6 protein-coding genes and 1 tRNA gene are annotated in these 12,163 nt (G+C 70.2%); 5 read left to right on the plus strand and 2 right to left on the minus strand.

The window, feature by feature from the left end; all coding sequences use genetic code 11:
- Positions 1–108: 108 nt before the first annotated feature.
- Entirely contained in the window at positions 109–1,140 is a 1,032-nt protein-coding gene (locus AC0Z9V_RS12560) for an FUSC family protein (protein WP_485141717.1), read from the plus strand.
- Here AC0Z9V_RS12560 and AC0Z9V_RS12565 read toward each other — a convergent pair.
- On the minus strand, positions 1,137–2,111 hold the full coding sequence (locus AC0Z9V_RS12565) for an NAD(P)H-quinone oxidoreductase (protein WP_485141718.1): 975 nt from the start codon (positions 2,109–2,111) through the stop codon (positions 1,137–1,139). The two genes, AC0Z9V_RS12560 and AC0Z9V_RS12565, sit on opposite strands and share 4 nt — an antisense overlap.
- 59 nt (positions 2,112–2,170) lie before the next feature.
- Here AC0Z9V_RS12565 and AC0Z9V_RS12570 point away from each other — a divergent pair.
- From AC0Z9V_RS12570 to AC0Z9V_RS12580, 3 genes are all read left to right on the plus strand, one after another.
- A tRNA-Ser gene (locus tag AC0Z9V_RS12570) sits at positions 2,171–2,258 on the plus strand.
- A gap of 151 nt (positions 2,259–2,409) precedes the next feature.
- Entirely contained in the window at positions 2,410–2,922 is a 513-nt protein-coding gene (locus tag AC0Z9V_RS12575; protein WP_485141719.1) for a septum formation family protein, read from the plus strand.
- A gap of 219 nt (positions 2,923–3,141) precedes the next feature.
- Positions 3,142–7,692, plus strand: a complete 4,551-nt coding sequence (locus tag AC0Z9V_RS12580) for an ExeM/NucH family extracellular endonuclease (protein ID WP_485141720.1) — start codon at positions 3,142–3,144, stop codon at positions 7,690–7,692.
- A gap of 108 nt (positions 7,693–7,800) precedes the next feature.
- Here AC0Z9V_RS12580 and AC0Z9V_RS12585 read toward each other — a convergent pair whose 3' ends face one another.
- A complete protein-coding gene (locus tag AC0Z9V_RS12585; protein ID WP_485141721.1) occupies positions 7,801–9,864 on the minus strand; it encodes an FAD/NAD(P)-binding protein in 2,064 nt (687 codons plus the stop codon).
- A gap of 91 nt (positions 9,865–9,955) precedes the next feature.
- Here AC0Z9V_RS12585 and AC0Z9V_RS12590 point away from each other — a divergent pair, with 91 nt between their 5' ends.
- The gene (locus AC0Z9V_RS12590) at positions 9,956–12,043 is read left to right on the plus strand and encodes a prolyl oligopeptidase family serine peptidase (RefSeq protein ID WP_485141722.1); all 2,088 of its coding nucleotides are present in this window, start codon (positions 9,956–9,958) and stop codon (positions 12,041–12,043) included.
- The last annotated feature ends 120 nt before the right edge of the window (positions 12,044–12,163 follow it).

Consider the following 12,163-nt stretch of genomic DNA (forward strand, 5'->3'; position numbering starts at 1 on the left):
TCCGCCGGTGCTGACGATCGGACCGGGACGGGCGTAAAGTTGATCGGTGGCCTGAGCCACCCGATGCCAGCGGCGCCGTCGATCCCTTCGACCGAAAGCCCGCAGTCCGTGCCTCTCTTCCGCGACCTCGTGAGCATCGCCCCCTCCGCCGACGACCACCATCCTGCGCTCCGCTGCGCGGCCGGCGTGGGGATCCCGCTGTTCCTCGTCCTGGTGCTCGGGCGCCTGGATCTCGCGATCTTCGCCACGTTCGGCGCGTTCGCCGGGATCTACGGCCGCAACGAGCCTCACCGGCAACGCCTTGCGACGCAGCTGCGCGGCGGCGGGCTGATGCTCGCGGTGGTCCTCGCTGCCGCGCTGACCGCCCACGCCGATGTCGGACCGTGGACGCTCGTGCTGCTCACCAGCGCGGTCGCCGGGCTGGGCACGTTCGCGGCGGGTCTGTTCCGCCTCCGTCCGGGCGGCTCGCTGTTCCACATCTTCGCCTTCGCGGCCATCGCCTCCGTGCCCGGGCAGCCTCCCCTGTGGCAGGGGCTCGCCACGGCGGTCGCCACCGTGGGACTCGCGGTGCTCCTCGGGCAGTCGGGCGCCCTGTGGCCGAAGCACCGGACCGGCTGGACCCGGGGAGGCACCGGCCGGCCCACCGCCCACCACCTGGCGGCTCTGGGCCGGGAATCCGGCCTCTACGTCGTGGCAGCCCTGCTCGCCGGCAGCACGGCGACGGCGCTCGGGATCGGTCACTCGTACTGGGCGATGGTCGCCGCGACCGTCCCGCTCGTGGGGCAGTCCGCACGGGCACGGGTCAACCGGGGCCTGCAGCGGATCCTCGGCACCTTCGCCGGGCTCGTCCTGACCGCCCTGGTCCTCCTGCCCGGGCTTGCAGCGTGGCAGCTTGTCGTCGTCATCGCCGTCGCACAGTTCGCCGCTGAGATGTTCGTCCTGCGGCAGTACGCCCTCGCGCAGGCGTTCGTCACTCCGCTCGCCCTGGTCAGCACCGAACTGGCGCACCCGACCGACCCGGCCGGTCTCCTCGCGGACCGGGCGATCGAGACGGTCATCGGCGCCGCGGTCGGCATCGCTCTCGTGCTGGCGCTCCACGCCGCGCAGCGCGGTGCGCGGTCGGCCGCCGCGGGCGCCTAGCGCATCGACAGCAGGATCTTGCCGGTGTGTTCGCCCCCATCGAAGTAGGTGTGCGCCTCCGCGACCTGTTCCAGGGGGAACACGCGGTCGACGAACGGCCGCACGCCACCCGAGGCGACGAGCGGCCAGACGCAGTCGCGGACCGCAGCCATGATGGCCGTCTTCTCGCCGACGGGCCGCGCCCTCAGGGTGGTGCCAGCGATACTCGCCCGCTTGCCCATCAGGGTGCCGAGGTCCAGTTCCGCCGTCGTCCCGCCCAGCAGCCCGATCACCACGAGACGCCCGCCGGTCGCCAGGGACTCGACGTTCCGCGCCAGGTACTTCGCACCGACGACGTCGAGGATGACGTCCGCTCCCCTACCGGCGGTCGCCGTCCGGAGTTCCTGTACGAAGTCCTGCTCCCGGTAGTTGATCAGCGTCCGGGCACCGAGGGAGCGGGCGACACCGAGCTTCGCCGTGGACCCGGCCGTCACGTGCGGCACGGCCCCGAGGGCGAGGCTCACCTGGATGGCCATCACGCCGATCCCTCCGGATGCACCGTGGATCAGGATGTCGTCGCCCTCCTCGAGTCCGGCCTGCAGCACGAGGTTGGACCAGACGGTCGCGGCCGTCTCGGGGAGAGCGGCGGCCTCGAGCAGGCCCACTCCCTCCGGCGCCCGCACCACCTGCCCGGACGGCACGACCACCTTCTCCGCGTAGCCGCCGCCTGCCAGCAGGGCGACGACGGCATCCCCCTCGTGGAAGGCCGACGTCCCCGGGTCCGCGACGTGGCCCGACACCTCGAGGCCCGGGATCGGGGATGCCCCGTCGGGAGGCGGGTAGAAGCCGCGGCGCTGCTGCACGTCAGCGCGGTTCAGCCCGGCCGCGACGACGTCGATGAGCACCTCGTCCTCGCCCGGGACCGGGTCGGGGACCTCCTGCACCGACAGCACCTCGGGTCCACCCGCCCCATCGATCACCACTGCACGCATACCGGCCTCCACCTGCTGGGTATTTGGGCGTCACCCGCCCTTCATGAAACACTAGCGGCGGAAGGTTGTCCGAGCGGCCGAAGGAGCTGGTCTTGAAAACCAGTGGGCGGTCACCCCGTCTCAAGGGTTCGAATCCCTTACCTTCCGCTCATCAGGAGGTCCCGCACCGCGGGGCCTCCTTTTCTGCCTCCCCGGTGCCGGCGGCGCACCCCGGCGATGGTGTCCTCCGTCGTCGGTGCGGTACTGTCCCGAGGAGCAACAGCCGTGCCACGGGTCCGTGGCCGACGACGGGGTCTCGATGCGCACTGGGGAACACACGGGGGAATTGCTGCGCCGTCGGGCGGTGATGGCGGCGTTCCTGGGGACCCTCACGCTCGCAACGGGCTGCGGCATCCTCTCCCCGGACGGCCCCGAGCGCGACGCCGAGGGCACCGTGACCGCGGAAGCCCGGACCAACGCCTTCTCGATCGAGGTGGGCGACTGCATCGACGACCCGGGCACCGAGGACGTCTCGGACATCACCGTCCTCCCCTGCGACGAACTGCATACCTTCGAGGCGTTCGCGAGGACCGAGATGCCCGATGGCGACTATCCCGGCCTGCCCGCCGCCAACACCGCCGCGAGCGAATTCTGCGCTGAGGAGTTCGCTGCGTTCGTCGGTCTGGCATACGACGCGTCAGCGCTCGAACTGCTCTACTTCTACCCGGTCGAGGACAGCTGGACCTCGGACGACGACCGGGAGATCCTCTGCTTCGTCGCGGACGCGGGCGAGACACCGGTGACCGGAACGCTCAGGGACGCCGCACGCTAGGACGATTCGTCCACGGATAAGGCCCGCGGGCCCCGATTCTTCCGGAGCCACTGGCTTTTTGGTAACCCATTGTTAACGATCTACTGGTTGGCTTCTCCCGGAAACGGAAATGTCACCTGAGTCACATATGGTGCTCATGCCAACGCGCCCACCCATCGAGGGTCGGCGGGCTTCACTCGCGGCTGCTGCGCAGCCATCGTCAAGGAGAAGAACCAACGAATGAGTAATTCGTCATGGAAGGGAGCGCTCGGTGCGGCGCTGTCGGCAGGGCTGATCGCCTCACCGATGATCGCACTGCCAGCCGCGGCGGTGGAGACCCCACCGGCCACGGCGTCCGTCGCAGGAGACGGTGTCATCATCAACGAGGCGTTCGTCTCGGGCGGCTCGGCGGGCACGCCGTTCACCAACAAGTACGTGGAGCTCTACAACCCGACGGACGCGCCGGTGAGCCTCGACGGGTGGTCGCTGCAGTACCGCGCACCCGCTTCGAGCACTGTCGCACCGGGAGTGACCGCCCTCCGCGGCACCATCCCTGCCAAGGGATACTTCCTGGTCCAGGGCAACTCGAACGGCACGGCCGGTTCGGCGCTGCCCACCCCGGACCTCGCAACCTCCTTCGCCCCCGGCGCCAACGGCGGCCTCCTGGTCCTGTCCGACCAGGCCACCACGGTGGGAGTCCTGCCCACGGGCACCATCAACGGGACGCCGGGCGTCGTGGACGCCCTCGGCTACGGCAACGCCACCGCTTTCGAAGGCACGGTCGCCACCGCTCCCGGCAGCGGCAGCCCGAAGTCGGCCAACCGCACGGGCTTCGCCGACACGGACGACAACGGCGCCGACTTCACCCTCCAGGACACCACGCCGACGAACAGCGGCGCGACCCCGGGCGGTCCGGCTCCGACGCCGACTCCCACGCCGACCCCCACGCCGCCCACCCCCGGCAAGGTCACGCCCATCCGGGACATCCAGGGCACCGGGACCGCCACGCCGCTCAGCGGCCAGACGGTCACCACGCGTGGCAAGGTCACCGCCGCCTACCCCACGGGCGGCTTCGCCGGCTTCTACCTCCAGACCGCGGGCAGCTCGGCAGCAGCCGACCAGACCGCCTCGGACGCCCTCTTCGTCTACTCCCCCGCGACCGTCGCATCCGTCGCCGTGGGTGACTACGTCGAGGTCACCGGCACCGCCGGAGAGTTCTTCAACCTGACGCAGCTCACCGTCGCGGCCGGCGGCACCACGAAGCTCGCCGAGGCTGCCGAGGAGCCCAAGGCGTCCACCATTGCGCTCCCCGCCACGGAGGCAGCCCGCGAAGCGGTCGAGGGCATGCTGTTCCAGCCCTCGGGCGACTTCACGGTCGCCGACAACTACACCCTGAACCAGTACGGCGAGGTCACCCTCGCGGCCGGCACCGAGCGCCTCCTCCAGCCCACCGACGTCGCACGTCCGGGCACCCCGGAGAACGCCGCGGTCGCCGCCGACAACGCGGCCCGCAGCATCCGGCTCGACGACGGCGCCACGACCAACTTCTTCACGCAGGCCAACCGCGGCAAGGTTCTTCCGTACCTCACGCCGTCCCAGCCCGTGCGTGTCGGCTACAGCGCGTCCTTCACCTCCCCGGTGGTCCTCGACTACCGCAACAGCGCCTGGAAGTTCCAGCCGCTCGCCGAGCTCGATGGAGCGGCCCCCTCGGGCGTGCAGCCCGTGCAGTTCGCCGGCGAGCGTCCGGCCGCGCCCCAGCCGGTCGGCGGCAACGTCAAGATCGCTTCGTTCAACGTGCTCAACTACTTCCCCACCACGGGTGAGGACCTCGCCGGGTGCACCTACTTCACGGACCGCGCCGGCAACCCGATCACGATCAACGGCGGCTGCGACGCCCGCGGTGCTGCCGACAAGGAGAACTTCGAACGCCAGGAGGCGAAGATCGTCGCGGCGATCAACGCCCTCGGCGCGGACGTCGTGACCCTCATGGAGATCGAGAACTCGGCGCAGTTCGGCCAGGACCGTGACGCGGCCCTCGCGACGCTCGTCGAGGCACTCAACGAGAGGGCCCCAGGCACCTGGGACTATGTCCGCTCGCCGGCCGCCGTCCCGGCGCTCGCCGACGAGGACCTGATCCGCACGGCCCTGATCTACAAGAAGGCCGTCGTGGAGCCCGTGGGTGAGTCCGTCATCCTCAATGACGACGTCGCCTTCTCCAACGCACGCAAGCCCCTCGCCCAGGCCTTCAAGCCGGCCGGCGGTACCGAGGACGAGACGTTCCTCGCCATCGTCAACCACTTCAAGTCCAAGGGCTCGGGCCCGAGCTCCGGAACCAATGCGGACAACGGTGACGGCCAGGGCGCCTGGAACGCCGCACGCGTCACCCAGGCCAAGGCACTCGTGGCCTTCGCGGACTCCATGAAGGAGTCGGCCGGGACCGACAAGGTCTTCCTGACCGGCGACTTCAACTCGTACACGAAGGAGGACCCGATGCAGGTCCTCTACGAGGCGGGATACGTCAACCAGGGCGAGAAGGACGACAGCTACTCCTACGTCTTCTCGGGCCTCAGCGGCTCCCTCGACCACATCTTGGCTTCGCCCGCGGCGGATGCCGCGGTGACCGGGGTCGACACCTGGAACATCAACTCCGTCGAGTCGGTCGCCCTCGAGTACAGCCGGTTCAACAACAATGTCACCGACTACTACGCCGCCGATCCCTACCGGGCCAGCGACCACGATCCCGTGATCGTGGGACTCGACCTCGCGCCGGCCGACACGACGGCCGAACTCAACCTGCTGAACATCAACGATTTCCACGGCCGCATCGACGCCAACACGGTCCGCTTCGCGGGCACCGTCGAGAAGCTGCGCGCCGAGTTCGGCGAGGACAGGACGGCCTTCCTCTCGGCCGGGGACAACATCGGTGCGTCGCTGTTCGCCTCCGCGCTGCAGGACGACAAGCCGACCCTCGATGTCCTCGATGCACTGGACCTCCGGGCATCCGCGGTGGGCAACCACGAGTTCGACAAGGGTCTCGCGGACCTGACCGGACGCGTCGCCGATGAGGCGGACTTCCCCTACCTCGGGGCCAACGTCTACACCAAGGGCACCACCGAGCCTGCGCTCGACGAGTATTCGATCATCACCGTCGACGGCGTCGATGTCGCCGTGATCGGCGTCGTCACGCAGGAGACCGCAGCACTCGTCAGCCCGGGTGGTATCGCGAGCGTCGACTTCGGCGATCCCGTCGACGCCGTCAACCGCGTCGCAGCGGAGATCGAGGAGCAGGACCTCGCCGACGTCATCGTCGCCGAGTACCACGAGGGCGCCGGCGACGGCGTCGTCGAGGGGGCGACGCTCGAGCAGGAGCTCGCCGCCGGCGGATCGTTCGCCCGGATCGTCACGGAGACGACGCCGCTGGTGGACGCGATCTTCACGGGCCACACCCACAAGCAGTACGCGTGGGATGCTCCCGTGCCGGGCGCGGCCGGCGAGACCCGGCCCGTGCTGCAGACCGGCTCGTACGGCGAGTTCGTCGGTCAGATCACGCTGAGCGTCGACACGGAGACCGGCGACGTGGAGTCCTACACGGCCCGCAACGTCGCCCGCACCACGGACGCCGACACAGCCCTCGTGGCCGCCTTCCCCCGCGTCGCCGAGGTGAAGACGATCGTCGACGCGGCCCTCGCCCAGGCGGCGGTCATCGGCAACCAGCCGGTGGGTTCCGTCACCAAGGACATCACGACGGCCTTCACGGGCACCACGCGTGACGACCGCACCTCGGAGTCGACGCTCGGCAACCTCGTCGCCGACTCGCTGAGGGCGAGCCTCTCCTCCGCGGAACGCGGCGGAGCCGAGATCGGGGTCGTCAATCCAGGCGGCCTGCGCAACGAGCTCTACTACGCACCCGACGGCGTCGTGACGTTCGCCGAGGCGAACGCCGTACTGCCGTTCGTCAACGACCTCTGGACCACGACCCTGACCGGTGCGCAGTTCAAGGCAGTGCTCGAGCAGCAGTGGCAGCCGGACGGCAGCTCACGGTCCTTCCTGGCCCTCGGCCTGTCGGACAACGTGAGCGTCACCTACGACCCGGCCCTCGCGCGCGGTTCGAGGATCACGTCGGTCCTGATCGACGGCGCACCCCTCGATCCCGCCAAGGACTACCGGATCGGGACCTTCAGCTTCCTCGCGCAGGGTGGCGACAACTTCACGGCCTTCCGTGAGGGAACCGACACCCGCGAGTCGGGACTGGTGGACCGCGACGCATGGATCGACTACATCCGGGCCAACAGCCCGCTGTCGCCCTCCTTCGATCGCCGCAGTGTGCAGGTTCAGGGCGCCCCGACCACGGTGAAGGCCGGCACCGCCGTCTCCTTCACCGTCTCGAAGCTCGACCTCACGTCGCTGGGCAGCCCGGTGAACACCACGCTGGCCGCAAGCTTCGTCGCGGCGGACGGTACGACGACGCAACTCGGGTCCGTTCCCGTCTCGGACGGCAACGCCACCGTGGACCTCACGATCCCGGCGACCGCCGGCGGACAGGGGCGCATCGTCCTGACCGCCGCGCCGAGCGCGACGACGGTGACCCTTCCGGTCACGGTCGAAGCGGTGACTCCGGTCGAGCCGCCCAAGCCCGGCAAGCCGGAGAAGCCCGTCAAGCCGGTCAAACCCGGCAAGCCGGGCAAGCCCGCCTGCTCCGAGCCGGCCCTGCCGGCCGAGGGCGCCAACAACGGCAGCTGGGCCAGCTACCGTGCCCACCTGGCGAACTACCACCGCTGCCTCGAAGGCTAGGTAGATCGCCGGGCTCCGGCCCGAAGAACCGAGGGGACCTCCACCATGCTGGTGGAGGTCCCCTTTTTCGGGATCGGACCCGGATCTGGGACGCCCGGCCGGCGTGTCTCAGGCGGGGACGGTCCGCGCGAGGATCTCCCCGGCGATGGCGTCGGCGTCGAGGAGGGTCCTGCTGCCCGCATCGAGGGGCGCTCCGGCCTCCGCCGCGATAGCCGTCCCCCACTGCACCGACGCGAGCTGGAGACCGATCACGAACAGGGACTCCTGCTTCCTGCCGCTGCTGTCGACGGCGCGGTAGGGCGGGGCGGTGACGTCGAGCCCGGCCGACGTCACCGGGACCCCGTCCTCCGACATGTGCGTCTTCGGCCGGACGGTGCCCCGATCGAGGAGGTTCCGCATGAGCGGCGACAGGCTCGTGGACACCCGGTTGGCAGGCATCATCGCCTCGACGAGGTAGCGCGCGGAGAAGGATTCATCCTGGACCCACGGCGAGGTGGCACGGAACAGCTCCTCGTCCGGATCGAAGCCGAAGCCCGGGTTCGGGCCGACGAACCGGACGATCCCCGCCCGGACGAGCGCCGCGAGCTGCGCGATCCGCAGTGGCGGCGGCCCGCTGGCGAGGCCCTCGACGAGCGGTTCGAACCACCCCCGCAGTTCCGCGTTCCACGACGAATCCGAGATGCCGCCGTCCGCCACGGCCTGCTTGACCACGGAGCGGCCGGCGTTCATGGCACCTATCGCCATCTTGAGCGGATCGTCCTCGCCCTTCGCCGACCCGGCGGCATCGGCGTCGAGGTAGGCCAGCACCGCATCGGTGAATTCGTCGCCGTCCGCGAAGTGGCGGCCCGCGAAGGGATGCGCGAGCGCTTCGACGTCCAGCCGGAGGTCTTCCGGAACGGACCGTCCGACGGCGGACCCGGCGGCGTCCTCCCACTCCGGGCCGCTCGTGGCGAGCGCTGCCGCGAGCTCCTCGAGGAACGCGGCCCGCGGCACCCCGAGAGCTCGCGGCGACGTGCGGCACAGCGTCGAGTAATAGGCCCACAGCACGTCCCGGTGCAGCAGGGGCCAGACGTCGTGGTCGAAGCCCGGCTGGATGCCGGACCTCCGGAACGCGAGCACGCGGTCGGGCGTGCAGTAGCGCAGCGTGACACTGCGCGGGATGTAGGAGTCGAGGGATGCCTTGGCCCGGTAGGGTACGCCGCGCCGTGAGGCGGCGACCAGCCTGGGTTCCCTCCCGGAGGCCTCGTAGTCGAGCCGGCCGTCGGTGCGGCGTGTGAACCGCCCGCCGCGCCCTTCCGTCAGCTGGATCATGGCGTCGAAGAAGTTCAGGCCGAGGCCGCGGATCAGGACGGTCTTCCGCGCCGGCAGCCGGTTCCAGGAGACCTCGGCCGGGACGGCGGGCGGCCAGTACTGCAGGCCGTACCGGGCGGCCGCATCCTGCAGCTTCTCCTGCTCGGGCGTGAGGGTCGCGGCAACGTGGCCCACAGCCAGGACGACGTCGTCGGCGAGAAGCTCCGAGCCGTCGTCGAGGGCGATCCGCCACCTGCGCACGGAACCACCGGTCCCGCCGGTGGTTCCGGTGCCGTCGGTGCCGTCACTGCCGCCGGTGCCGTCGGTGCCCTGTCCGCCGTTCCTGCCCTTCCTGTCGTCGCTGCCGCCGGTGCCGTCGCTGTCCCCATCGCCCCGGGCCAGCCCCACGGCCTCCTTGCGGTGGTGCTCCACCCGGATGCCGGGGCCGGCCTGCCGCACCAGTTCAGCGAACATCCAGGTGAGGTACCGGCCGTAGAGCGCCCTGCTCGGGAAATCGCTCGACGCCAGCGCCGCGCACTCGGCGATGTCCGCCGGCTGCGTGCCGGGAACGAGGCCCTCGTTCACCCGCCGGCGCCACTCGTCGAAGGACACCGCTATCGGCGCCTCGGCGATACCCGCCGCGGCGGGTCCGACCGGGACCACCGTGGGGTACAGGCATGGCGTGTTCATCAGGAAGAGGCGCGACTGGTCGGTGCGCCAGATATGCCCCGGACCGGGGTCGTGAGGTTCGACGACGTGGATGACGAGCCCTGCAGCGGCCGCGCCGAGGGCGCGGTGCCGGGCGATGAGACGCTCCACCACGGAGGTGCCACGAGGTCCGCCGCCGATGACGGCCACCTGCCGTGACTCCTGGTTCTCCACCCGTCAAGACTAACGAACGCGGCACCCCGCCCTGCCCGGTGGCAGGGGGCTGCGATGGCAGCGCCCGGAACGCCCTGCATAGGATTGCCCCATGACGCACCCGACGGAGACCACCGCGACAACGGACGACCCCTTCCTCTGGCTCGAGGACATCTACGGTGACAGGCAGCTCGAGTGGGTCCGTGCGCAGAACGCCCTGACCGAGGACGCCCTGGTGACCCCGGCCTTCGAGGACCGCGAGCGGGGCATCCTCGAAGTACTCGACTCGACCGACCGCATCCCGATGGCGGGGAAGCACGGGGACTTCTACTACAACTTCTGGCGTGACGCCGAGCACCGCCAGGGCATCTGGCGCCGGACGTCGTGGGACAGCTACGCCTCCGACGACCCCGACTGGGAGCTCCTCCTCGACGTGGACGCCCTCAGTGCAGCCGAGGGAACGGAGTGGGTCTGGGCGGGTGCCCTCTTCCTCCGGCCGGCGGAGGGCACGCCACACGCGCGGGTGCTCGTCGCGCTCTCCCCCGACGGCGGCGATGCGACCCGGTACCGCGAGTTCGACCTCGGGACCCTCTCCTTCGTGGAGGCCGGTTTCGACATCCCGACGGCGAAGAGCCGCATCAGCTGGGCCGGCGAGGACACGCTGTACGTGGGTACGGACTTCGGTCCCGGGTCCATGACGTCCAGCTCCTACCCGCGGACCGTGCGGACGCTCCGGCGCGGCGGCGACCTCGGGTCGGCCGAAGAGTACTTCGCGGTGGACGAGGACCACATGATGGCCCTCGTCCTGCACGACTCCACCCCCGGGTTCGAGAGGGACCTCGCGGTGGACACCATCGACTTCTACACGCGCCGGAGCTACCTGCGGCAGGACGACGCGTGGCACCTGATCGAGGTGCCGGAGGACGCCAGCATCTCGCTGCACCGCGAGTGGCTGATCATCCGGCCCCGCACCGACTGGACGACGGGATCCACGACCCACGGTGCCGGGTCACTGCTCGTCATCCCGCTCGAGTCCTTCCTCGCCGGGGACCGCTCCTTCGTGACCGTTTTCGCGCCGGACGCCTCCACGTCGCTGCAGTCCTGGAGCTGGACCCGCGACTACCTGCTGCTCAACCTGCTGCACGACGTGTCGTCCGAGATCCGCATCCTCGACCCGGCGAAGGACTGGGCGGCCGAGCTTCTCGACGCCTGCCCGCCGCTGCACTCGGTCGACGCCTATGCCGTCGACGGCGAGGACGACGCGGCAGGCAACGACTACTGGCTCGTCGCCACCGGCTTCCTGACACCGTCGACGCTGTACCGGGGCACGATCGGTGGGGAGTCCACCGCGGTGAAATCCTCCCCCTCCTACTTCGACGAGGATCTCTACGCCGTGGAGCAGCACTTCGCCGTGTCCAGCGACGGCACGCGCGTGCCGTACTTCCAGATCGCGGCGAAGGACCTTGCGCTCGACGGCGGCAACCCGACGCTGCTCTCCGGCTACGGCGGCTTCGAGCACTCCATGACCCCGGCCTACAGCGGCGTGATCGGCCGCGGGTGGCTGGAGCGCACCACGCAGGACGGCCGACGCGGCGTCTACGTCCTGGCGAACATCCGCGGCGGGGGCGAGTACGGGCCCCAGTGGCACCGAGCCGCGCTGCATGCCGACCGGCACCGGGCCTACGAGGATTTCGCGGCGATCGCGGAGGACCTGGTGCGGCGGGGGGTCACCTCGCCGGCGCTGCTGGGCTGCACGGGCAGGAGCAACGGCGGGCTGCTCGTCGGCAACATGCTCACCACCTACCCGCACCTGTTCGGTGCGATCTCGTGCGGAGTGCCGCTGCTGGACATGCGCCGCTACACGAAACTGTCCGCCGGCTTCTCCTGGATCGCCGAATACGGTGACCCCGACAAGCCGGAGGAATGGGAGTACGTGCAGACCTTCTCGCCCTACCACCTCCTGCGCGAGGACGTCGCGTACCCGAAGACCCTCATCTGGACGGCGACGAGCGACGACCGCGTGGGCCCGGTCCAGGCCCGCAAGATGGCAGCGAGGATGAAGGACCTCGGCGTCCAGGACGTCTGGTTCCATGAAGCGCTGGAGGGTGGGCATGCCGGCGCAGCCGACAACCGGCAGGCGGCCCGCATGCACGCGATGAGCTTCGAGTTCCTCTGGCGCGCGCTGATGGGCTCGCTCTGACGGCATCCTCTGCGCAGTCCCACAGTGCGGCCCCGCGGTACGGCCCCACAGTACGGACCGCAGCCGCGGTTTTGCTCTTGCCGTCACCTTCTGGGTAACCTTGGGAGGCTAGAGATAGCC

The organism is Arthrobacter sp. UYP4 (assembly GCF_057291175.1).

What these genes read in the sequence shown, in the direction of transcription:
- AC0Z9V_RS12580 (WP_485141720.1), top strand. Translation starts at nt 3,142, where the DNA reads ATGAGTAATTCGTCATGGAAGGGAGCGCTCGGTGCGGCGCTGTCGGCA.
- AC0Z9V_RS12565 (WP_485141718.1), bottom strand. Translation starts at nt 2,111, where the DNA reads ATGCGTGCAGTGGTGATCGATGGGGCGGGTGGACCCGAGGTGCTGTCG.
- AC0Z9V_RS12590 (WP_485141722.1), top strand. Translation starts at nt 9,956, where the DNA reads ATGACGCACCCGACGGAGACCACCGCGACAACGGACGACCCCTTCCTC.
- AC0Z9V_RS12575 (WP_485141719.1), top strand. Translation starts at nt 2,410, where the DNA reads ATGCGCACTGGGGAACACACGGGGGAATTGCTGCGCCGTCGGGCGGTG.